This is a genomic window from Enterococcus sp. DIV1307a (assembly GCF_050537425.1).
Taxonomy (GTDB): Bacteria; Bacillota; Bacilli; order Lactobacillales; family Enterococcaceae; genus Enterococcus; species Enterococcus faecalis.
In genome coordinates, this window is sequence record NZ_CP172914.1 from 2,209,999 (window position 1) to 2,231,746 (window position 21,748).

General features: G+C 36.8%; 23 protein-coding genes. 4 read left to right on the forward strand and 19 right to left on the reverse strand.

The annotated features are described in order from the left end of the window. Nucleotides 1-88: 88 nt before the first annotated feature. The 3 genes from nusG to rpmG form a co-directional block, all read right to left on the reverse strand. Complete coding sequence (nusG, locus tag IGL90_RS10660) at nucleotides 89-634, reverse strand: transcription termination/antitermination protein NusG (RefSeq protein ID WP_002384070.1); 546 nt, start codon at nucleotides 632-634, stop codon at nucleotides 89-91. A 124-nt stretch (nucleotides 635-758) separates the two neighbouring features. Continuing rightward, the gene (secE, locus tag IGL90_RS10665; RefSeq protein ID WP_002356409.1) at nucleotides 759-929 is read right to left on the reverse strand and encodes a preprotein translocase subunit SecE; all 171 of its coding nucleotides are present in this window, start codon (nucleotides 927-929) and stop codon (nucleotides 759-761) included. A 20-nt stretch (nucleotides 930-949) separates the two neighbouring features. Next, nucleotides 950-1,102 (reverse strand): 50S ribosomal protein L33, encoded by a 153-nt coding sequence (gene rpmG / locus IGL90_RS10670; RefSeq protein ID WP_002356408.1) that lies wholly within the window; start codon nucleotides 1,100-1,102, stop codon nucleotides 950-952. A gap of 285 nt (nucleotides 1,103-1,387) precedes the next feature. On the opposite strand from rpmG, the gene cbpA reads away from it, so the two are divergent. Next, complete coding sequence (gene cbpA, locus IGL90_RS10675; RefSeq protein ID WP_002365057.1) at nucleotides 1,388-2,026, forward strand: cyclic di-AMP binding protein CbpA; 639 nt, start codon at nucleotides 1,388-1,390, stop codon at nucleotides 2,024-2,026. A gap of 73 nt (nucleotides 2,027-2,099) precedes the next feature. On the opposite strand, the gene murB is transcribed toward cbpA, so the two are convergent. Together murB and IGL90_RS10685 are read right to left on the reverse strand one after the other, a co-directional pair. Beyond that, nucleotides 2,100-2,987, reverse strand: a complete 888-nt coding sequence (murB, locus tag IGL90_RS10680) for a UDP-N-acetylmuramate dehydrogenase (RefSeq protein ID WP_002387193.1) — start codon at nucleotides 2,985-2,987, stop codon at nucleotides 2,100-2,102. Between the two features lie 86 nt (nucleotides 2,988-3,073). Continuing rightward, on the reverse strand, nucleotides 3,074-3,988 hold the full coding sequence (locus IGL90_RS10685; RefSeq protein WP_002376508.1) for a Gfo/Idh/MocA family protein: 915 nt from the start codon (nucleotides 3,986-3,988) through the stop codon (nucleotides 3,074-3,076). A gap of 206 nt (nucleotides 3,989-4,194) precedes the next feature. On the opposite strand from IGL90_RS10685, the gene IGL90_RS10690 reads away from it, so the two are divergent. The 3 genes from IGL90_RS10690 (at nucleotide 4,195) to IGL90_RS10700 (ending at nucleotide 6,228) form a co-directional block, all read left to right on the forward strand. Next, nucleotides 4,195-4,950, forward strand: a complete 756-nt coding sequence (locus tag IGL90_RS10690) for an exodeoxyribonuclease III (RefSeq protein ID WP_048737874.1) — start codon at nucleotides 4,195-4,197, stop codon at nucleotides 4,948-4,950. 33 nt (nucleotides 4,951-4,983) lie between these two features. Then, on the forward strand, nucleotides 4,984-5,517 hold the full coding sequence (locus IGL90_RS10695; RefSeq protein ID WP_010823130.1) for a 3'-5' exonuclease: 534 nt from the start codon (nucleotides 4,984-4,986) through the stop codon (nucleotides 5,515-5,517). A 120-nt stretch (nucleotides 5,518-5,637) separates the two neighbouring features. Then, entirely contained in the window at nucleotides 5,638-6,228 is a 591-nt protein-coding gene (locus tag IGL90_RS10700; RefSeq protein ID WP_048738010.1) for a hypothetical protein, read from the forward strand. A 99-nt stretch (nucleotides 6,229-6,327) separates the two neighbouring features. Here IGL90_RS10700 and IGL90_RS10705 read toward each other — a convergent pair whose 3' ends face one another. The 14 genes from IGL90_RS10705 to IGL90_RS10770 all read right to left on the reverse strand — a co-directional run bounded on the left by IGL90_RS10705 (nucleotide 6,328) and on the right by IGL90_RS10770 (nucleotide 21,742). Next, complete coding sequence (locus IGL90_RS10705) at nucleotides 6,328-8,010, reverse strand: FAD-dependent oxidoreductase (protein WP_048737872.1); 1,683 nt, start codon at nucleotides 8,008-8,010, stop codon at nucleotides 6,328-6,330. Nucleotides 8,011-8,106: 96 nt separating this feature from the next. After that, nucleotides 8,107-8,670 carry an alkyl hydroperoxide reductase subunit C gene (gene ahpC, locus IGL90_RS10710; RefSeq protein ID WP_002356396.1) on the reverse strand — a complete coding sequence of 188 codons (564 nt, stop codon included), beginning with the start codon at nucleotides 8,668-8,670 and terminating at the stop codon, nucleotides 8,107-8,109. A 240-nt stretch (nucleotides 8,671-8,910) separates the two neighbouring features. After that, nucleotides 8,911-9,600 (reverse strand): O-methyltransferase, encoded by a 690-nt coding sequence (locus IGL90_RS10715; RefSeq protein WP_082153371.1) that lies wholly within the window; start codon nucleotides 9,598-9,600, stop codon nucleotides 8,911-8,913. Nucleotides 9,601-10,212: 612 nt separating this feature from the next. Beyond that, nucleotides 10,213-11,217 carry a lipoate--protein ligase gene (locus IGL90_RS10720; protein ID WP_002388433.1) on the reverse strand — a complete coding sequence of 335 codons (1,005 nt, stop codon included), beginning with the start codon at nucleotides 11,215-11,217 and terminating at the stop codon, nucleotides 10,213-10,215. Nucleotides 11,218-11,249: 32 nt separating this feature from the next. Further along, entirely contained in the window at nucleotides 11,250-11,990 is a 741-nt protein-coding gene (locus IGL90_RS10725; protein ID WP_002356393.1) for an MBL fold metallo-hydrolase, read from the reverse strand. A gap of 145 nt (nucleotides 11,991-12,135) precedes the next feature. Continuing rightward, the gene (locus tag IGL90_RS10730) at nucleotides 12,136-12,927 is read right to left on the reverse strand and encodes a DUF975 family protein (RefSeq protein WP_002356392.1); all 792 of its coding nucleotides are present in this window, start codon (nucleotides 12,925-12,927) and stop codon (nucleotides 12,136-12,138) included. Nucleotides 12,928-12,947: 20 nt separating this feature from the next. Next, a complete protein-coding gene (locus IGL90_RS10735) occupies nucleotides 12,948-14,030 on the reverse strand; it encodes a M42 family metallopeptidase (protein ID WP_002367214.1) in 1,083 nt (360 codons plus the stop codon). Nucleotides 14,031-14,243: 213 nt separating this feature from the next. Next, nucleotides 14,244-15,518 (reverse strand): D-alanyl-lipoteichoic acid biosynthesis protein DltD, encoded by a 1,275-nt coding sequence (gene dltD, locus IGL90_RS10740; protein WP_002356390.1) that lies wholly within the window; start codon nucleotides 15,516-15,518, stop codon nucleotides 14,244-14,246. Beyond that, nucleotides 15,518-15,754 carry a D-alanine--poly(phosphoribitol) ligase subunit DltC gene (gene dltC, locus IGL90_RS10745; RefSeq protein WP_002356389.1) on the reverse strand — a complete coding sequence of 79 codons (237 nt, stop codon included), beginning with the start codon at nucleotides 15,752-15,754 and terminating at the stop codon, nucleotides 15,518-15,520. Before dltC ends, dltD begins: the two co-directional genes overlap by 1 nt. Before the next feature lie 44 nt (nucleotides 15,755-15,798). Continuing rightward, the gene (gene dltB / locus IGL90_RS10750) at nucleotides 15,799-17,004 is read right to left on the reverse strand and encodes a D-alanyl-lipoteichoic acid biosynthesis protein DltB (RefSeq protein WP_002382500.1); all 1,206 of its coding nucleotides are present in this window, start codon (nucleotides 17,002-17,004) and stop codon (nucleotides 15,799-15,801) included. After that, nucleotides 17,001-18,521 (reverse strand): D-alanine--poly(phosphoribitol) ligase subunit DltA, encoded by a 1,521-nt coding sequence (gene dltA, locus IGL90_RS10755; protein ID WP_048737868.1) that lies wholly within the window; start codon nucleotides 18,519-18,521, stop codon nucleotides 17,001-17,003. Before dltA ends, dltB begins: the two co-directional genes overlap by 4 nt. 14 nt (nucleotides 18,522-18,535) lie before the next feature. After that, a complete protein-coding gene (locus IGL90_RS10760) occupies nucleotides 18,536-18,685 on the reverse strand; it encodes a teichoic acid D-Ala incorporation-associated protein DltX (protein WP_002356384.1) in 150 nt (49 codons plus the stop codon). Between the two features lie 203 nt (nucleotides 18,686-18,888). Continuing rightward, nucleotides 18,889-20,985 carry an ABC transporter permease gene (locus tag IGL90_RS10765; RefSeq protein ID WP_002384061.1) on the reverse strand — a complete coding sequence of 699 codons (2,097 nt, stop codon included), beginning with the start codon at nucleotides 20,983-20,985 and terminating at the stop codon, nucleotides 18,889-18,891. Then, nucleotides 20,975-21,742 (reverse strand): ABC transporter ATP-binding protein, encoded by a 768-nt coding sequence (locus tag IGL90_RS10770; protein ID WP_002356382.1) that lies wholly within the window; start codon nucleotides 21,740-21,742, stop codon nucleotides 20,975-20,977. The genes IGL90_RS10765 and IGL90_RS10770 overlap by 11 nt, the downstream gene beginning before the upstream one ends. Nucleotides 21,743-21,748 lie beyond the last annotated feature (6 nt).

Genomic DNA, 21,748 nt, shown 5'->3' on the forward strand with positions numbered 1-21,748 from the left:
AAGGGCTTGGAAAAGAAGTCAGTTGACTGCTTTTCCAGACCCTACAATCTGTATCAATCAGCTGAACAATAGTTTGTCAGCTTGTTTATTAATCAATGTTATCGACTTGTTCAAAGTCTAATTCTGTACTTGTTTCACGACCAAACATATCGATGTTTACTTTTAATTTTTGTTTTTCTTCATCGATTTCTGTCACAACACCTTCAAGACCAGAAAAGGCACCTTCGATAATTTTCACTGTATCGCCTAGCGCTACTTCTAAGTCTGATTGACGGGTGCTCATGCCAATTGAACGTAAAATGTGGTTAATTTCTTCTTGTAATAAAGGAGCGGGTTTACTACCAGCACCATGTGAGCCTACAAAACCAGTTACGCCTGGCGTGTTACGAACAATATACCAAGAATCATCGGTCATAATCATTTCCACTAACACATAACCAGGGAAAGTTTTATGAACGATTTCTTTTTCTTTACCATTTTTGACTTCTTTTTCTGTTTCTTCTGGTACAACGACACGAAAAATATAATCGCCCATTCCCATGCTTTGTGCACGTGATTCAATGTTTGCTTTTACTTTATTTTCATAGCCTGAATAGGTGTGCAATACGTACCAATTTCTTTCAAAAGTTTCCATTACTGATTCGGCTCCTTTAAATGTTTTAGTTTATTTTTTTCGAGCAAATAAAAAAAGCTCAGTTTCCCGAAGCTTTTTCTCGAATACTATTATAGCACCCCTCGTCGGGAAATACTAGAATTAATTATTTTAAAATCCAGCCAAATGCCGTTTGGATAACAGTATCCATGATAAAGAACAATGCTGCAAATAAAATAGATGTTTCAATTACAACTAATGTATCTTTACGCAATTGTTTTTTTGTTGGCCAAGTTACTTGCTTCATCTCATCAGCAACGCTGCGGAAAAATTTCATGTTGATACCCTCCTCTAAATCTATTTCGTTTCTTTATGTAACGTGTATTGATTACAATATTTACAGAATTTATTGATTTCTAAGCGTTCGCCACGTTTACCTTCACTAACGGATTTAGAATAGTTGCGAGAGCCACAAACGGAACAAGCAAGAGCTGCTTTCTTTGTTGCCATGTTCTTCGACCTCCTCTATTCACAAATTTACTTCTTAACAGTACCATTATTCGAAAAAGTTGTCAAAGTTTAATTTACTTTTTAAAGAAGCGCCGTGCCGATTCTTACGTAATTTTTTACCATTATCGCGAATACGTGCTTGATTTCTTTTATAAAATATCTGATTTTTCTTTATTTTCTATTTATTTTAACAAAATTGCTTTTATTCTGAGGTCTCAGCTATTGTTTTCTGCTAAGTTATGATATGATAAATTTATTAAAAATGAACCCTTAGGAGGCCTGTTTATGTTATTAAAATCTGTAGTTATTAAAAAAGATAATTTAACAACCGTCAATGAATCTTGTACTCTAGAAGAAGCTCTTTCTATTTTAGAAGACTCAGGTTACCGTTGTGTCCCAATTTTAGACGAATCTGGAAAAATTTTCCGAGGAAATATCTATAAAATGCATATTTACCGCCATAAAGCAAACGGTGGTGATATGAGTTTACCTGTTACCTATTTGTTAAAAAATGCCACAAAATTTATTTATGTCAACACTTCATTTTTCAAGGTATTTTTTACTATTAAAGAACTACCTTACATTGCTGTTTTAGATGAAAATAATTATTTTTACGGCATTTTAACACACAGCACCTTATTAAATATTTTAGCGCAATCTTGGAATGTAAAACAAGGGAGCTACGTTTTAACAATTGCTTCAGTTGGTCAACAAGGCGACTTAGCAGCCATTTCAAAAATCATTGCCAAATATAGCAGCATCGCCAGCTGTATTACATTGGATGTTGATAGTGAAGAATTTGTTCGTCGCACACTTATTACTTTGCCAGCCGGCACAACTGCCGAAACGTGTACAGCCATTGTAGAACATTTAGAGCGGAAAAACTTTAAAGTTGTAGAATTGGAAAATTTAGAAGACGAGTAAAATTTACGACCTTTATCTTAGGATTTAAAGCTAGGGAGGCAAGTCAAAATGACTTGCCTCCCTAGCTTATTTTTTAGACTTCTTCACCAATAATTCGAACTTCCGTTTGTAATTCAACATCAAATTTTTCTTTAATCACTTCTTGGATATGTGCAATTAATTCCACATAATCTGTTGCGGTTGCATGATCGATGTTAACAATAAATCCCGCATGCTTTTCGGAAATTTGAGCACCGCCCCATTTTAAGCCTTGTAAGCCAGCATCTTGGATTAATTTCCCTGTAAAATGACCAACAGGGCGTTTAAAGACACTGCCACAAGAGGGATACTCTAGCGGTTGCTTCAGTTCACGAAGTTCCGTTAATTCATCCATTTGGGCTTTAATTTCTGCATGGTTTCCTTTTTCTAAAGCAAACGTTGCTTGCAAGACAATACAATGTAATTCTTGAATTTCACTATGACGATAACGGAAATTCAAGTCTTCTTTCGTCATTGTTTGGATAGTCCCATCTGCCAACAGCACTTCTGCAGACTGGAAAACATCTTTAATTTCCCCGCCATATGCTCCAGCATTCATATAAACAGCACCGCCGACACTTCCTGGAATACCACAAGCAAATTCAAAACCAGTTAAATCAGCTGCTAAGGCTTCGTAGGTTGTATCAATCAGCTTGGCACCAGCATCCACAATCATGGTAGTACCGGCTACTTTGATTTCTTTCATTTCTGTTAGCATAATCACGACATCGCGAATACCTCCATCACGAACAATCAAGTTGCTAGCATTGCCTAATACTAACCATGAAAGTCCTTGTTCTCGGCAATACGCCACAATCTCTTCGACTTCTTTTTTTGTTTTGGGTAAGGCCAACACATCAGCTGGGCCGCCTGTTTTGGTAAAGGTTACGTTTTTTAATGGTTCATCTACTAATAAAGTAATTTCGTTTAATGTTTCTAACATAGCTTTAGTGTTCACGAAAGTTAGTCCTTTCTTTTCAAAATATCTGTCTTATTCTAGCATGATAGAAAGAAAGTTGCTAGTCCTCTTTAAAGAACATGCCGTTGTTGTTGGCGTAGCATTTCTTCACATAACGCATGACTTTCATAGACTTTTTCTTGTTTTAACTCTTGCTCTTGCGGTTTTTGAATGGCCTGAATGAAAGCAGTAACCATTTGGTAAAAACCTCTTTTTTCCAATGTTGGCGTCCAATCTCCCATCTCTTTTACTTGGTATTCTTCTTCTGTTTGGATGGTCAAATGCGTTAAATTTTCCAAGCGATAAGTACCTGTGGGGCTGGTGACTTCAAAAGTTTCTGTATTGGCCCCAGAGTGTAAATCCATGGAACAAACAATCGTTGTCTGTTCGGTTTCTAATTGTAAAATTGCTCGTTTTAAATGACCGTTTTCTTCCACTAATTTTGACTGCACCACGTGGAGCGGTCCTTCCGCTAAATAAACTGCGGTATCAACGACATGTAAAAATAAATCATACATCATAAAACTTGTTTCTCTCGTTGTATTGATGCGGTTCTTTTTAATAAAAATTGTTTGTTTTTCAGGAATATTTTTCAATACTTCCGTATAAGGGGCAAAACGACGATTGAAGCCAACCATCAGGCGCAGATTTTTTGCTGCTGCTAATGCTTGTAATTCTTTGACTTCAGCAAGCTCTTCACTTAAAGGTTTGTCCACAAAGACGTGAATACCAGCCTGCAATAATTGGCGAACGACTGCACCATGCACTTTTGTGGCTACATGGACAAAACAAGCATCAATCTTCGCTTCAATCAATTCTTCTATGGTCCCAACAGTTTCTGTAAAGCCATACTGATCAGCGATTTCTTGTCGTGTTTCTGGGTTTCTAGTTGCCAATACAAACTCTGCCAAGTGGCGGCATTCACTATAAGTTGGCAAATACGCTTTTTGTGCAATGTTTCCTAAACCAATGACTCCAATTTTCATTCATTTGTCCTCATTTCTGCTCTTTTTACTATTTTATCATAGACTACTTCTTTCCAAAAATCAGTCATTTTCTCTTTTTCTTTTCAAGTATTTAAAACTTCTTTAAAAAGTATTAGAATAGAAGAAAGCACCAAGCGACCTTTTCTTTGGTTCTGGTTTGCACTGAAACGAGCAAAAGCGTTTCTTATTTGAAAGGAGTTTCAACAATGAAATGTATTTCTTGGAATGTCAACGGCTTACGAGCGGTTGTTAAAAAGAATTTTATGGATGTTTTTAATGAATTAGATGCAGATTTTTTCTGTTTACAAGAAACAAAATTACAAGCTGGGCAAATTGATTTAGAACTTCCTGGCTATCATCAGTATTGGAATTATGCCGAAAAAAAAGGCTATTCTGGCACAGCAATTTTCGCTAAAGAAGAAGCGTTAAGTGTTCGCTATGGCTTAGGTATCGAGGCTCACGATCAAGAAGGCCGCGTGATCACTTTAGAATATCCAGAATTTTTCACGGTCACTTGCTACACACCAAACTCACAAGCTGAACTAAAGCGTTTAGCTTATCGAATGACATGGGAAGATGCTTTTCGTGCCTATTTAAACGAATTAAATCAAGAAAAACCCGTAATTCTTTGCGGTGATTTAAACGTAGCTCATCAAAAGATTGATTTAAAAAATTGGAAAACCAATCAAAAAAATGCGGGATTCACGCCTGAAGAACGGCAAAAATTTACTGAGTTATTAGACAGTGGCTTCACTGATACATTCCGTTATTTTTATCCAGAAGCTGAGGGCATCTACTCATGGTGGAGTTATCGCTTTAACGCACGAAAAAATAACGCAGGTTGGCGGATTGACTATTTCGTTGTGTCAGAATCCTTGAATGAACGTTTAGTCAGTGCTAAAATCCATACAGATATTCTTGGTAGTGATCATTGTCCAGTGGAAGTTGTACTTGATTTTTAAGTGTTACTCAACGCGTTGAAAGGAGTTTTTTTAATGAACTTTTACGCTTTTGACTTTGAAACAGCTAGTTATGATAAACATAGTGCCTGTTCCATTGCAATTGTTAAAGTAGAAAATAGTCGGATTGTGGATGAATTTTACACGTTAATCAAACCAGAAACACCTTTTTTCTGGCGAAATACGCAAATTCACGGCATTCATGAATCAGATGTTGTCAATGCGCCCAAATTCCCTGAAGTATGGCAACAAATTCAGCATTGTTTTCAACCAAATCGGTTAATGGTCGCTCACAATGCAAGTTTTGATTGTAGTGTTTTGGCTGGCTGTTTAGATTACTATGGCTTAGAACAACCTAATTACCTTTCTTTATGTACAGTCAAAACGAGTCGCAAACTGTTTCCTGAATTTCCTAATCATAAATTAAATACCGTTTGTGAAAACCTCAATATCACTTTAAATAATCATCATGATGCTTTAGAAGATAGCCGTGCTTGTGCCGAAATTCTTTTACAGCAAGAACAACGATTTGGGGTTGAACCTTTAAAAAAATTAGTATTGGTGAAATAATCCAGTTCTTGTTTCCAGCGAAGGCGTTATCTCTTTCAGTGGCTAGTTGGCAGGAGATAACGTCTTTTCTTTTACATAACTTTTCCCCTAAAACAAAAATTTTTCAGAAAGGACGCGATGATGTATTCGATTCTTTACTTATTCACAGACTCTCTCAAAAATGCGTGGCGCTCAAAAAACCAATTTAGTACGTTGATTCTTATCTTTATTATTAGTTTTCTGACTTTTTCTGCTCTATTATTGACTTTGTTGTTTTCTCGATGGCTTTCACAAATGATTCTTCTTGATAATTATGCAGTGATTCCTCCATTGAAAATTTTCAGAGGTTTGGCTGGAATCAGCGCTGGAACCCTCTTTTTCTTCCTGATTAGTTATATTTGCCGAGCTTTCTTCCTAACTTTTTTAGAGCAAAAAAACGACTTACTGATCTTAGCTCTTTTAGGTACGACAAAATTACAAATTTTAATTAGCTATGCCTTACAACCCATCTATTATTTGATTTTTATTTTGCCTTTAGCTGCTTTTCTAGCCAATAAGCCCATTCAACAGTTTATCCATGATTTTTTCAGCGAGGTACCTGGTTTAATGCATATCGATAGCTACATGCAAGGTATCTTTTTACCACTAACAGGAAGCCTATTGTTCATTTGCTGTTGTGTCTTTTTAATTCTTTTTAGGAAACTCAATCGCCTAATCAAAAGAGATACTTGACTAACTATGCGAAAAAAGTGAGAAATACGTCATCTCGACGTATTTCTCACTTTTTTGAATGACTTAGGTTCTTTAGGCTAATTACTTTTTCCGCCTCTTTTAAGCCAAGGCTTCAATAATTTCGGTCATTGTTTTTGAACCAAAAATCATTTGTTCTCCATCAATCAGCATTGCTGGAACGCTCATAATTTTCTTTTCTTTTTTCAACTCTGGAAATAGACTAATGTCCACCATTTCTGCTTCCACATGAGGATTAATTGATGCAATATGTTGGCAAGCCGCCACGACATCGGGACAGAAATGACATGTTAGTGAAACAAAGATTTCTATTTTTCTTTTTGGCAATGCAAGTATGTTCTTTTGCAGACTTGCTTCTAACGGCTGCCCCTCGCTGCCGACATTATAAACCGCCAAAACCAACGAGTTTACTTCATGGCCACTAGGAATACCACTAAATTTAATTCCTGTATAGTTTCCTGCCGCATCTAAGAGCACAACGCTAGGCATTTTTTCAATCCCATACAGCAATTCTTTGGCTGGATCAGTATCTTTCAAAATCGTTTCTAAAGTAATCTTCTGATCCAGACTTGCAAATTCTGTTAAGAATGACTGAAGTTCCAATGATTTTTCATCACTTGCATCCAAAAACTGAAGCAATGTCACTTTTTTGGTTAGTTTAGCGAAAATACCGCTTAATTGTTGGCGCATACTTTCTGGGAACCACTGATGCTTACCAGTAACTTTCGCTGGCTGTTTTTCTTTTGGTTGCTGACTGTTTGTTTCAGGGGCAGATTGATTAGCTAATCGTTCAGTCATTCGCTTCGTTACAATCGGTTGGCCCGCCTGTGTTTTTTGTTCTGTCACGTAACGTTGCGCATGAGTGGCGGCAATTGCACCGTCTGCAACCGCCGTCACAATTTGACGTAATTCTTTTATTCGTAAATCTCCTGCTGCATAAACTCCGGGAATATTGGTTTCCATATTTTCAGTTGTTGGCACATACCCACGGTCTAAGGCAATTTTTCCTTCAAAAATTTCTGTACTTGGTTTATTTCCAGCAAAAACAAACAGACCAAATGTACTGTCTTTTGGCGCTTCATAAACCGTTTCTTCTCCCGTCTGGTTATTGACAAACACAGCTTTCCGGACAAAATCATCTCCCGTAATTTCTTTCACTTCTGTGTTATAAACAATCTTAATTTTCGGGTGATTTTTAGCCGCCTCCGCAGTTAATTTTGCACATGTAAAATCGGGTTCTCGGATAATCATCGTTACTGATTTACCGTAACGTGTCAAATAAACGGCCTCTTCCGCTGCTGCATAACCGCCACCAATCACAAAAATATCTAGGCCTTGGAAAAACTCCCCATCACAAGTAGAACAATAGGCCACGCCGCGTCCTGTAAATTCACTTTCACCAGGGAAACCAATTTTACGAGCAGAGGCCCCTGTCGCAATCAATACTGCATATGCTTGATAGGTTTGACTCGCTGATTGAACAGTTTTTATCGTTTGACTAAAATCAACATCAATAATCTCGTCTTTTGTAAAAGCTACACCGAAGTCTTGTGCTTGAATGCGCATTTCTTCCATTAGTTCTGGACCTGTTGTGTGACGAATCGCTGGATAGTTCACAATTTCAGAAGTCGTCGTTACTTGTCCGCCAATTTTGTCTTTTTCAATAATTAAGGTATCCATCATTGCGCGACCTGCATAGATACCTGCAGATAAAGCAGCTGATCCGCCACCAATAATAATCAAATCGTAGATTTCTTCTGTCACTTGCTTCTCCTCTTTCTTCTGTGTTTCAGAAAAAGAGCTGAACAAAACATTTTCTCTGTTTTATCCAACTCTTTGACCTCTATTTACAAAGTGAATTTAAATTTTACCAACTAAATCTAAGCTTGGCGCAATTGTTTCTTCTCCTGGTTGCCAATTGGCTGGACAAACTTTATCACCATGTTCTGCTACAAATTGAGAAGCTTCTAATTTACGAACAAGTTCTTCAGCATTACGACCAATACCCATGTCGTTGATTTCATAAGATTTGATCTCACCTTCTGGACTCACAATAAATGAAGCACGGTAAGCCATTCCAGAAGCTTCATCTAAAACGCCAAAGAAACGAGCAAGTTGACCGTTGGGATCGGCTAACATTGGATATTTAATTTTTCCAATCGTTTCTGTAGCGTCAGCCCATGCTTTATGCACATAATGACTATCTTCTGAAACAGAGTAAACCTCACAATTTAATTCCTGTAAATGCGCATAATGCTCTTGCATATCCCCTAATTCCGTAGGACACACGAAAGAAAAATCAGCTGGATAAAAGAAGAAAATACTCCATTTTCCTAAAATATCTTCTGTTGATACTCGTGTAAATTCACCATCGTGATAGGCATCACATTCAAAGTCAAAAAGTTTTTGATTAATTAAATTCATTGTCGTTCCTCCTCTGTTTTTTTACTCTTTAAGGATAACAGTTTATAATTATTCCGTCAATAGAATAATTATAAACAAAAGAGGTTTTATTAACACATAATACTGTCCTATTGAGAATTTTATGATTATCATTCTCAATTAGAAATAGCGAGATAACTTTTTAAATAACATAAAAAAGAAAGCGAATCATTAAAAGAACTTGCTTTTTAATGATTCGCTTTCTTTTTGTGAAGACATTCTTTAACTATCTAAAATAATCGTTTCTTTCTCTTTGGTAATTAAAATAACTCCATCACCAAGAGGAACTAAAGTAGAAGTTAAATCAGGGTGCGTCATGACTACATCTAAAAATTGGTTTAATTTACGATGAATCGCTCGATTTTTTTTCGGTACTTCCTCAGCAGGGTCTAAAATTGTCCCAGCTTGAAATACATCATCCACCATTAAAACGCCGCCAACTGGTAGCAACCGTAAACATTCAGGTAAAAATTCAATGTATTTTGATTTGGCACTATCCATAAAAATAAAGTCATAAGGTCCTTCCAACGTTGGTAGAATCTCAGCTGCTTGTCCTTCTAAAAGAGTGACCTTTTCTTCTAAGTCTAGGCGTTGGTAGGTTTTCTTCGCTTTTTTTATCATTACGTCAAAACGATCAATCGTGGTCACGTGACCATCTTCACCAACAAATTGGGCCATCAAGCTTGAAGAAAAACCAATTGCTGCCCCGATTTCTAAAATATTTTTGGGCTTTAGTTGTCCTAGCAAAAATTGTAGAAAAACTACTGTTTCGTGCGGAATAATCGGCACCCCTGCTTCATTGGCTTCCGCCTCCACTGCACCTAATTCTCCGGGAAGTTTCTTTTGTTTTGTACGCATATACTCAACCAATTCTGGTTTAACGACTGGTCGATGCATCATTTCGTTTCTCATCACTTTCGCTCCTTTTCGTCCCTTTATTATACGAAGTCCTTGTTCCTCTGTAAAGGATTGAAATAGGATTCTTATTATTTGTTTGAAAATAACATGCACATTCTTAACTTCCTAGCTAAATGCGGATTACTTCTTGTAAGCACATTTTTTCTTTGTTTCTGCTATTTTTTATTAAGTTTTAATTAGAAAACGTCAAAAAGTAGCCCTCAAGAACATACTTATTGATTTTTTCTCGTTATTTCTTATAAAAATACTTCTACATATGTTAATATTTTCCCTTAAATCACTATTAATTCTTGCTATTTCAAGCCCCAAAACAAGCCTATAACCTTGCCAAAATAAGAAACGTCAAATTTTACTACTTTGTCTGTAAAAATTTGATATCACAAAAGAAAGGAAATCTTGTATACTCTTTACAGATAGTGATTTATAGTGAAGCACATAACCAAATTCCCGGACTTGACTTGGTTCAAGTACATATGCAGGCGAGCTATTTGATAGTTCCCTGATAAAAATCGTTTCGACGATTTTGCACATAGCACTACCTTTCTAAAAGCTAAAAATTATTTTTAGCTAGAAAAAAGACAACCGTTTGAAACGGCTGTCTTTTTTTTAATAAATTAACCCAAGCAAATCTTCTTTTTCGATATTGCCAAAGTATTTTTTAACGTCAATTTGATCAATGGCTTCTTCTAAAGAAGCTTTATCATATTTCACGCCGGTTAAAATATCTTCAACATCTTTAATTTCACCAAGACCAAAGAAGTCCCCAAAGATTTTAATTTCTTGAATGGCACCATCCGCCACATTCATTTTCATTTCAATTGAACCAATTGGAAAACGATGGCGACGTTCTAAGTTAAATGCAGGTGATTTACCATAATTCCAATCCCAATTGCGATAGTATTGCTCTGAAATTTTGTTAATAGCCGCCCAGTCTTGATCAGTTAATTCATACGTTTTAACTTGGTCGATCGAATCTACGCCGAAAATTTTCAAAAGAATTTCTTGGCGGAATTCTTCCGTTGTCATATCTTGTTTATCTTCAGATAAAAATGGTTTAATGTTTGTTACCCGTGAACGAACAGACTTGATACCTTTAGATTCGATTTTATCTTTCCGTACTTTCAATGTATTTACAACTTCATCAATATCACTATCAAACATTAAGGTTCCATGCGCAAACATGCGGCCGTTGGTAGCGTACATCGCATTTCCTGAAAACTTCATATCATTAATCACTAGGTCATTGCGCCCTTTTAATTCGGCACCTTCAACGCCTAAGTCGTGCAATGCTTGGATAATTGGTTGGGTAACTTTTGCGAAATCACGGAAAGAGTTGCCGTCATCTGGCATAATAAAACTAAAATTCAAATTACCATGATCATGATAAACGGCGCCGCCGCCACTTAAGCGACGAACAACATGAATGCCGTGCTCATCTACATATTCTTTGTTAATTTCTTCAATTGTATTTTGGTTACGGCCAATAATGATTGACGGCTCGTTAATGTAAAATAAAAGAATGGGCTCATCTAAAGGCATTTCTGTTAACAAATATGTTTCAATTGCTAAGTTCACTCGTGGGTCATTATTTTCATTCGGTACAAAAATCACAATCGGTTCTCTCCCTTGGTATAGTTACTTTTTTAAATCTCAACTGTTAAATCTGGTTGGGCTAATGTCACTGGAATTTCCGTTCCAGCATAGTTTTGCGCTTCTTCCCGTAGTTGTTCCAATGACCCATGTTGTGGTAAATGGGTCAACATCAATTGTTTGACTTGTGCTGCTTTGGCAATTTCACCCGCTTCTCTTGACGTAAAATGTGCATGATGTCGTTCATTACCTTCAAATAAGTACGTATCCGCTAAGAATAAATCGGCGTCTTTTGCAAAGTCTTCAAAACTTGCTAAGTAACCAGAGTCTCCTGTAAAGACAAAGACTTTGCCAGTCGCTTTTTCAACAATCCGCATCGCGTAACAAGTGACAGGATGAATCGTTTCCATGAAAGTAATTAAAAATGGTCCTACTGCCAACTCTTCTGCTTCAAAATACTCTTTCCCTTCGGAAACGTTAGGAAGCGTTAGTTCTTTGAAATGCATTTGATCTTGTGTATGGCCATATATTGGCAAAATAGGCGTCGGTTCCAGCGTTGGATAAAGCTGACGATAATATTGTAAAACACCTAAATCTGCGATATGGTCATGATGGTAATGCGACAGAATGACAGCATCTAATTTCAATGGATCTAGATAGTTTTCTAAACGCACTAATGTCGTACTGCCTGCATCAATAAGCAAATGAAAGCCTTCAGATTCTAACAAATAGGAACTCGTTCCTTCTCCTTTGTATGGATAAGCACCTAAACAGCCTAAGACAGTCAATTTCATGTGTGGACAACCTCCTTCAATACGATACTTCCATGTTACCATAAAATAACGGAAAAACGAGGTTAAAACGCTTAAATTTTCACAAAAAGACCAAAGAAAAAACCTGAACCCTTTGTCGAGATAACGAAGGATTCAAGCTTCTTTTTTATTCTTCGGCTAAACCTTTTTCTTCTAAGGCAGTTTGATAAAAACTAGCTAACGCTACATAGTTATAAGGAATCACCCATAATAGACCGATACCAATAGCTAAAAAGCCCACAATATACCAACCAATAAAAGAAAATTGTAAACATAAATATTGCCAAAAACGATTTTTCATTAAATATAACGCCTGTTTCAATGCCATCATAATTGGCAGTTCTGGATTATCAAAACGTAGCCACACAGCAAATTGAAAAACGCCACTCACAAATAAACCAATTAAAAAGATTAAGATAGAGGCGACGCCAAACGCTAGGAAAAAGGAAAAATCATTTAAGAAAAAGGCTTGGATTTCCTCTGGTGTAACTGTATTAAACATCAATTTGAAATACAAGGTTGTCCCTGCCCCAAATAAAATTGGTAACAAAAATAACAAACCAATTACACGTTCAAGTACTTTTTGAAGTAGGTTGACCACAAATAGCGGACCATAATATTTTCCTTGAAAAACACTCATTAAAATATTGACCCGCACCTTTTCACCACGCAACACCTTCAAGGCTGCGTAATATAGCGCATAACTTAACGCGAATAAAACAAAAATTTGCAGTAATACTGCGGCAAAACTACTTTGAAAAACTTGATTTTCACCAGAAAATAAATTTTGCACAATCGATGTTAAGAAGCTCTGTAAAACCACTCCTAAGAAAGTTAACCAAGCCATGATCCCCCATTGCCCATCAAGAGCTCTGCGAGCATTGGCACGATGTTGCGAATTTGTTACTAAACTTTTCATTCATTCCATCCTTTCTGAAACTAATAACTAGTCAATTTAGCGACTGTTTCTTTATCTAGACGTTTCACCACTTCTGTGACTAATTTGACTGTGTTGAAATAATCATCTTCATGAATAACTGAGGTATGTGAATGCAGATATCTAACAGGCACCGTGATGGCTAATGATGGAATCCCGTTGCGCGTTAAATGCATGCGGCCAGCATCCGTACCTCCCCCTGTAATCACTGTATATTGGAAGGGAATGTTATTTTCTTCCGCCACTTGAATAACAAAATCACGTAATTTTTTATGCGGAATCATTGATGCATCATAAATCAAAATTTGTGGCCCTTCACCTAAAACAGAGTCGGCTTCTTTAGGTGTCATTCCTGGTGTGTCACCAGCTGTTCCTGTGTCTAAAGCAAACGCTATGTCTGGATTCACAAGATGCGTACTTGTTTGCGCACCGCGTAGCCCCACTTCTTCTTGCACATCACTGCCTGCAAATAAAATATTGGGGTGCCCTTCTGTCGCTAAATTTTCTAAAACTTTTAATGAAACGGCCGTACCAATTCGGTTATCCCACGCTTTTGCCAATAAAAATTTTGTATCATTCATGCGACGATAGTCAATATATGGTGTCACCATATCTCCTGGATGAATCCCCCATTCTGCAACTTGTTGATCGCTACTTGCACCAATATCAATAAACATATCTGCAATCTCATAGGGTTTGTTACGAACTTCCGCTGTTAACACATGTGGTGGTTTAGACCCAATGACACCATGGTAAACCTTACCAGTCGTGGTTTTAATCTGAACTTGTTGGGCCAACATCACTTGCCCCCACCAACCGCCAACGGTTTGAAATTTTAAAAAGCCTTTTTCTGTGATTTGGGTAACCATGAAACCGACTTCATCCATATGCCCAGAAATGTAGACTTTTGGTCCTTCTTTATCACCAACATTTTTTGCAATAATACTGCCAAGGCCATCATATAAAAATTTATCCGCATACGGTGCTGCATACTTTTTAAATAACGAACGTACTTCGTCTTCATTCCCAGCAATCCCTTTAGCACTTGTTAAATCAATTAACATTTTTTCTTCTTTTGCATCCATAAAAATAACTCCCCTCAAAAACCAATTTTATCCATTATAACACGAACTAAAAAAATACTTACAAAAAAATAAATTGAGCAACGTTCTCCACTAAAAATAAACGAAAAAACAGCCTGCACGCTCGTTATTCAACGGCAGGTACAGGCTATTTTCATTGTTACGAAGCGTTTCTAGTCCGCTTCAGATAATTGGTACTTGATCCATCTTGCCTTCTTAAAATTGAGGTAAGACCAATGGATTTTGTTGTTGCCAATCTGTCTGATAAAAACGATCATCAATTTGATACGCTAACTTTTTAGACGCAGGTTGTTTCATAAATTCATCTACTTGACGATCAACAGCGAGCCAACCACGCCAACCTAAATGAATCGTGTCCGCCATAAAGTAGCGTTCATTACTACATGTTGAGAAGTCAGCAATGTTAGTAAACCCTTGCTCTTGAAGTTGATATTTCAGCTTGCGTGCTACTTGTTGCAACATATCTTGTGACAAGCCCGTATAGTCCGACCAACGTTTGTTAACAGGTGGGATCACAAATAAAACATCGACATTTTTTTCTGCTAACTGTTCTAACGCAGCTTGGAAATCACCATATTCTGGAGAAAAACGATAATCCCATTTCTTTTGTGAATGAGCTAATTTCGGTAAAACTGGTTTAATCCGTTGGCGATAAAAACCGTTACTAATTTCAAATTTATTATTATTAATGGCTTTTGCCGCAATTTTTCCAGCTAGCTGATCTAATTCATTAAAATTATAAGTAGCAGGTAATTGTTTCATATCTTTTTCAACAATTGGTTCTCTGCTAACCATGCCAATTTGGCTAAACAATTCATCTTCACGATTCAAGAAACGGAGATTCATTATAAAATAATCTCGTTGAGAGCGTTGGGGAAGTTGCCCTGCCTGCAGATTTGCCAAGGTTTCCATTAAGACTTTGTCTTTTTGAACAACTGGAAATTTGGTCAAACGTTGTGCTAGATATTGGTCACCGCTGGTTAATTCGGTTAAATTAGCTAACCATTGATAGGTTTGTAATTGTGAATAGTGTGCACCAAAACTATCATTAGGTACACCCTTTTTGACAAACCATTGCGGAGATAAAATAAAGACCGCTTTCTTATTGGCAATCGCATCGCCCATCGAATGAATGACCATCGCTTGGGTTAATGACTGTGTGCCCGCTTCTCCTAGTAAAAACGGTCGGTAGTTCCGTTGATACTTTTCAGAGAGCACACTAGGGTGGAAAGCACTAAATCGACTTAATTCAGAAGAGCCAAAAAAAGGAACATATTTACCAGAAGCCACTGCTTTGTTTTTAATCACATTGCCTTTTAAAACGTTCGGTGCCATTGACGTTGATGCTTCCTTCAACGTTTTTTCGGAAGTTAAATTGATTCTGAACGGTGCAAAAAAGAACACTGCAACCAAGACCGCTGAACAAAGCACTGGACCTAAGATTCTGATTAGTCGTTTTTTTCTAGACATTATTGTAAAGCTTCCACTTGTTGAATGATTTGTTTTGGTGTTCCCCATACTTCACGGTCAAAGTCTGATACAGGAACTTGGATTCCTAATTGTCCTTCAATTTCTACTAATAATTGAACCGTCGCTAAAGAGTCCAATAATCCTTCTTCAAATAATTGAATGTCTTGATTGTTCACAACTTCGTCTGTTCCTGTAATATCTTCTAAAATGTTTAATACTGTTTCTTGAATGTTCATTATAAATTGCCCCTTTATATTTTTATTTTTATTTTTATTTTTATTTATTTAAACCATAGTTTGTCTAAAAATCCTGAGAAAATCAGGAAGCTGACACAAACCGCTTGGAAAGTTAAAAAGACTGCAAATGCATGTGTAAATTTGTTTGATGGTATCTTGTCTTTATGTTTTTTCTTAAAACGTAGCCAAGCATCTGTCACACAAATTAGTGTTGCATGGTAGAGCCCATAAGCGATGTAGAACCACGTTAATCCATGCCAAATGCCCATGATTAAGAACAACGCAAAGTAACCAATATTAGAAGTCACGATCCGACTTTTAAAGACTTTCTTTTTCATTAAGAAAAACATTAAGCGCATGTAAATGTAATCACGGAACCAAAAAGATAAGGTCATGTGCCAACGATTCCAGAATTCTTTAATATTCCAACTTAGGAACGGTTTGTTAAAGTTCATTGGTGTATCATAGCCCATTAAATAACTTGTGCCAACGGCCAGTAAACTATAGCCTGCGAAATCAAAGAATAGATACAAACTGTAATTATACATATAGCCAACTGTCCACCAGGATAAACCGCCTTGTGCCAAGGCCATTTTTTCCACATGTGGTAAAAAGACACCACCAAGATAATGACTGATAATAAACTTATATAAAAATCCTAAAAATAAATAGAAAATTCCTTTTTCTAAAAAGTCTAAATATTTCTCCGCACTCGGCGGGTTTTTCAAATCTTTTTCAAAGCGCCGATAACGATCGATGGGTCCTGAAGAAATAGTCGGGAAAAACAAGAGAAACTGAATGTAACGAAACGGATGATATTCTTTCATTACGCCATCCCGTAAATCCATGACCACTTGGACCGCTTTAAAGGTTAAATAAGAAATCCCTAAAAAGCCAAGTAAGGTTGTTTTGCCTGTCATGAAGGGAGAAACTTTCACCCAAACAAGCGGTAATATAGCTAAAAAGACAGCCAGATAAAAGACCCAACCTGCATTTTTATTTTTTCGATAAGCCGCATAGCCCCACGTTAGTAATGTTTGATAAATAACATATACAATCAGAGCGACTCCTTGTTGCCAAAATTCGCCACCAAAACTGATATATAGAAAGACCAGTGTCACGAGTGTTTGGTACCAAGGCCAACGTGTCCCTTTAATGGCTAAAGTTAAAATCATCGGCAACAAGGCCGCAATTAGCAGAACAAAGTAATACGGCGCATTATAGGGAATCATATGAGGAAAATTCATCATGTGGCATTCACCTCATTCATCAACCCTTTCCGATCAATTTTACCATTACTTGTCAAAGGTAATTGTTCAACATATACAAATTTTTGCGGAATCATATAGTCCATTGTCAACGTGGCTAATTCTTGTTTAATTGCCTTAGTTAATTGAAAATCACTTGAAAATTCATGTGCTTTCGGAACGACATAGGCAATTAATTGTTGGACTTTATTTCCTTGATATTTCGGCACAACGACTGCTTGTTTCACGTAGGAAACATTCGTTAAGTGATGATCTACTTCTTCTAACTCAATGCGGTAGCCATGCAATTTAATTTGAAAATCTAAGCGTCCCTCATACTGCAATAGGTTATCGACTAACTTTCCAGCATCGCCTGTGCGATAAGCTGGTACGCCATCTAATTGGAAAAAAGCTTCAGCTGTTTTCGCAGGATTATTTAGATAGCCTTTGGAAACACTTGGTCCAGCAATGACGATTTCACCAATTTCACCTGCAGGTAATTTTGACATGCCTTCCATAATATAAATTTGCGTATCCTCTTTCACATACCCAATTGGTAAACGTTGGACACTTTTTAAAACTTCTTGAGTGATTTCAATGGCACTAATCGCTACAGTCGCTTCTGTCGGCCCATACGTATTATAAATATGCGCAGTTGGGAAACGAGCGGCTAATTTCTCAGCCGTTTGTTTTGGTAATTCTTCTCCACAGAATAAAAACGTGCACAGTGCTGGTAGATGTTCACCATCGAAGCTTGGTTCCATTAGACACAATTCAATAAAGGACGGTGTTGAAACCCAGACGTCGATTGTTAATTGTGGCAAACGCGTAAATAATTGTTTAAAATCGTTAATGATTTCATTGGGTAACGGAGTTAATGAGCCGCCTAACGCCAATGCGGGATAAATAGACATCACTGATAAATCAAACGAATAAGGTGCCTGTGCTAAAAAGCGGGCCCCTTCTTCTAAACCAAAATCTTGCAACAACCAATTCGTAAAGCTAACTAAATTATCATGGCTGATTTGCACACCCTTTGGTACGCCAGTTGTCCCTGAAGTGAAAATGATATAGTAATTACTTGCTCCTGTGACAGGTATTAACGCAGGCGCATGCCGAGGTGCATGCATCATCATTTCTGTTAATTCTTCCGCCGTAATTACTGGCACTTCGGTGGCTAACTCAGGCCATTCATGCACAGCAATCACTGCGGTTGGTTTGGCTACGTTTAGAATTAGTTCAATACGTTCTTTTGGTGTATGTGCATCAATGGGGATATAGCTAAAACCAGCTTTCGATGCGCCTAAAAAACTCACAATCATTTCAAAATCTAATTCTCCGTATACGACAATCGCTGACTTGTCCGTTTTCAGCTCAGCTAAATAAGCGGCTAGATTGTCTGACTTTTCTTTTAACTCTCCATACGTAGAGACTTTTTCTTCGGTTAAATAAACAGGACGTTGGGGTTCTTTACGTGCCCATTCATCAATCGTTTGAATCATATTAATTACTTTTTCCATGTATAGCCGCCTCCTTAAAACTCGTTATAAATGAAGGTTCCTCCATTGATATTCTTGTAATGATAAAGATAAATTAATGCAATGACAATGAAAGAATAAAATAACGTTTTACCGATGAATTTAAGACTTTCGTTATTGAGAATTTTCTGAAAAGTTGTTTTCATTATCATTCACCTCCTAAGGTTAATCGCTATCCATTATTTTATGCTATATTTCAGCAAAGTCCATTGAAATTTCTTACAATTTAATAAAAAAACTAACAATTTCGTCACTTCTTAAATTTTCATGATTTTCATAAACGGAACTCTCATAATTTTTTCGCATAAAGAAACTGTAAAAACCGCTTCACAACGGCTTTTACAGTTTTTTAAAAATGGATGTGTCGAATCATCCGCGCATAAATGGCAGACGTTAAAATATAAAAAATTAGATAAACAATTATTAAGATTCCACAAGAAAGATATACTAACAAATATCCTGGACTCTTAATAAATTGGCTTAGCAAATAAATGGCAAAGGTAGTATGCAAAATCCCAATGACCATCGGCGGAAAGAAAATCAAACTATTCTGTCGATAAATTTGCTTAGTTATCGCTTTACTAGAAACACCCATCCGTTTTAAAGTCACGTAATCTTGACGCTCACTTACAGCTGAAAACAGTTGTCGTAACATCAAAATACTGCCCGTAATAAACAACGCTAAAATCGCCACAAACATGGAGACATATAAAGTCAAGCCGTTAATTTTTCGTTCATAGCGTAAAGAGGCGTAGCGATCATTCATATTTAGCCGCCAAGTTTCTGTGACATCATCTTGCGTATTCTTTACCTCTTCGTTAGGCATTTGTTTGGCAAAACCACTCAACTGCTGGTTATTTTTTTCATACTTATACAAAATTGGCGCTTGCCATTCTGTGGCAATCTGTTTATTTACGGCTTCATAAAGTTTTTCACGGCTTTTCGTGTCAACATTTACGGCGTTAATCTGATACTGAATGGAATTTTTTGTCACTTTCTGATAAAGGGCATCGGAAACGACAATCGTTGGTAAGGAATATTGCAATAAAAAATTGCCTAGATAGTTAGGCAGCACTTGTTGCAGTTGTGCCTTCTCTCCTTCAACAAATTGCAGTTTCGATTCATAACGAGACATACCACTTAAAATATTGGTAAAGCTATCCATATAGATAACACTTTGGTCATTTTTTAAATGTAAATCGTTTAAATAAGGATTAATTTTTTGATAGTTACGGTAGTTGGAGAAAGATAAAACATTAACTGCTTCAATCGTTTCTTGTTCCTCTTGCGCTTGACCAATTCGCAAACTGCGTTCAATTCCAGTAATTTTATAAGAAAGTGTCACTTCATTTTTTATTTTGGTGTCCTTCGCTTCATCAAGAACTTTCTTCAATTTAGGATAGCTTTCCTGTGAAACTAAAAAGTCCACGGGGCCATCACTGTTGACCGTGTGCATACTAATCGTATACACAAAAACCATCACGCCAATCCCACTCAAGGCTGTCGCAATTAATAAGGTCAAACCAGTGAGTGTTTTGCTACTTTTAAATAAGTAGCGTTTGGCATTGCCTAAAGTAATCATGCGTAAATCTTGGTAATACCATTTTTTTCTATGATTAAATAAGCGAATGATAAAATACATGGTATAACGGAAAAATAAATAAGTTCCCACCACACATAGACCCAAAATGATAAAAGGCGTCAATGTAATAATCATCGGAATCGAGATATCCAATGAATCATTTAATTGTTTATACACAATACCTGTCGCTAAATTCCGAAAATCAAACGCAATAAAATAACCAGCCAGTAAACAAATAGGTCCTAAAATACCTAGAAACTGCCGCCGTTTCGTTAAACGACTATAATTAATTTGACCAATTTTTTCTTGGTGCATAAGCTGCGACAATGGATAACGATAAATCATCCAAATACTTCTTAAGCAGACAATCAAAATCATAAATGCAAAAGCTACACCGGTTTCAATAACGGAACGCCAAGAAATATAGAAGAAACTGGGGACTTCTAAAAACATAACTTTGGCTAAAATCATTGAAAACAACTTGGTGAAAATCACTCCTAAAATAATCCCATTAATTAGTGAAACAAAGCCTAAAACTAAATTTTCCACTAAAAAAATTAGTGAAACTTGGCTCTTTCTCAAGCCAATTAATCGATACAAGCCAATTTCTTGGCTACGTTTGCCTATAAAAAAGCGATTTGCTGCCAACATAAAGCCCAAAATAATAATCGTGACTAAGGTACTACCGAGTCCTAAAGATCGCTTAATTTCGATATCACGGCCTGCACCTGCGACAAGAGGCTGGTTGTAAGCAATCGCACGGAAACAATAATAAACGACCGCTGCAAAAGTCATACTAATGTAATAAACCAGATAGTTAGGTACATGAGCTTTTAAATTTTTTAATGATAGTTTAAAAATCATTTGCGCGCCCGCCTCCACCAATCGTTGCTTGCATATCTATCACACGATTAAAAAATTCCTTACGTGATCCTTGACGAACAACTTCTGAGAAAATCGCACCGTCTTTAATGAATAAGATGCGATTGCAAAAACTGGCCGTGTACGGGTCATGTGTCACCATCAAAATTGTGGCATCATCATGTAGATTAATTTCAGCTAAATATTTCAACAATTCTGTTGCTGATTTTGAATCCAGCGAGCCAGTTGGTTCATCTGCAAAAATAATTTTAGGGTTCGTAATCAAAGCACGAGCAGCTGCTACCCTTTGTTTTTGTCCCACAGATATCTCTGGTGGATAAGCAGATAAAAGCTCCTGAATCCCCAAAATCGAAGTCACATGTAACAAACGTTTATCCATTTCTTCTAATGAAACTTTTTCTACAGCTAAAGGCAACAGAATATTGTCCTTCACATTTAACGTATCAATTAGGTTAAACGATTGAAAAATAAACCCCATTTCGTTTCTTCGAAAATCACTTAATTGATTATCTCGCATTTTTAAAATATCTTGTCCGGCGATGCGCACGATTCCTGCGGTTGGCAAAATAATCGAGGATAAGACATTCAACAGTGTCGATTTCCCAGCACCGCTGGGACCCATAATCCCCACAAATTCGCCTTCATCAACGGTAAACGAAATATTATCTAATACTTCTGTTTTATTATTTAAACGACCATATGTCTTGCTGACATGGTTTACTTCTACAATTTTTTTCATTTTTCT

Bases quoted from the DNA above. Each gene is read 5' to 3' on its own strand.
- IGL90_RS10725 (WP_002356393.1), bottom strand. From the start codon at position 11,990: ATGAAATTGACTGTCTTAGGCTGTTTAGGTGCTTATCCATACAAAGGA.
- IGL90_RS10715 (WP_082153371.1), bottom strand. From the start codon at position 9,600: ATGAGAAACGAAATGATGCATCGACCAGTCGTTAAACCAGAATTGGTT.
- murB (WP_002387193.1), bottom strand. From the start codon at position 2,987: ATGTTAGAAACATTAAACGAAATTACTTTATTAGTAGATGAACCATTA.
- IGL90_RS10770 (WP_002356382.1), bottom strand. From the start codon at position 21,742: ATGAAAAAAATTGTAGAAGTAAACCATGTCAGCAAGACATATGGTCGT.
- rpmG (WP_002356408.1), bottom strand. From the start codon at position 1,102: ATGGCAACAAAGAAAGCAGCTCTTGCTTGTTCCGTTTGTGGCTCTCGC.
- IGL90_RS10695 (WP_010823130.1), top strand. From the start codon at position 4,984: ATGAACTTTTACGCTTTTGACTTTGAAACAGCTAGTTATGATAAACAT.
- secE (WP_002356409.1), bottom strand. From the start codon at position 929: ATGAAATTTTTCCGCAGCGTTGCTGATGAGATGAAGCAAGTAACTTGG.
- dltB (WP_002382500.1), bottom strand. From the start codon at position 17,004: ATGATGAATTTTCCTCATATGATTCCCTATAATGCGCCGTATTACTTT.
- dltD (WP_002356390.1), bottom strand. From the start codon at position 15,518: ATGTCTAGAAAAAAACGACTAATCAGAATCTTAGGTCCAGTGCTTTGT.
- IGL90_RS10685 (WP_002376508.1), bottom strand. From the start codon at position 3,988: ATGAAAATTGGAGTCATTGGTTTAGGAAACATTGCACAAAAAGCGTAT.
- IGL90_RS10700 (WP_048738010.1), top strand. From the start codon at position 5,638: ATGTATTCGATTCTTTACTTATTCACAGACTCTCTCAAAAATGCGTGG.
- ahpC (WP_002356396.1), bottom strand. From the start codon at position 8,670: ATGAATTTAATTAATCAAAAACTTTTTGACTTTGAATGTGATGCCTAT.
- cbpA (WP_002365057.1), top strand. From the start codon at position 1,388: ATGTTATTAAAATCTGTAGTTATTAAAAAAGATAATTTAACAACCGTC.
- IGL90_RS10735 (WP_002367214.1), bottom strand. From the start codon at position 14,030: ATGGATGCAAAAGAAGAAAAAATGTTAATTGATTTAACAAGTGCTAAA.
- dltC (WP_002356389.1), bottom strand. From the start codon at position 15,754: ATGAACATTCAAGAAACAGTATTAAACATTTTAGAAGATATTACAGGA.
- IGL90_RS10730 (WP_002356392.1), bottom strand. From the start codon at position 12,927: ATGAAAAGTTTAGTAACAAATTCGCAACATCGTGCCAATGCTCGCAGA.
- IGL90_RS10765 (WP_002384061.1), bottom strand. From the start codon at position 20,985: ATGATTTTTAAACTATCATTAAAAAATTTAAAAGCTCATGTACCTAAC.
- nusG (WP_002384070.1), bottom strand. From the start codon at position 634: ATGGAAACTTTTGAAAGAAATTGGTACGTATTGCACACCTATTCAGGC.
- IGL90_RS10690 (WP_048737874.1), top strand. From the start codon at position 4,195: ATGAAATGTATTTCTTGGAATGTCAACGGCTTACGAGCGGTTGTTAAA.
- IGL90_RS10760 (WP_002356384.1), bottom strand. From the start codon at position 18,685: ATGAAAACAACTTTTCAGAAAATTCTCAATAACGAAAGTCTTAAATTC.
- dltA (WP_048737868.1), bottom strand. From the start codon at position 18,521: ATGGAAAAAGTAATTAATATGATTCAAACGATTGATGAATGGGCACGT.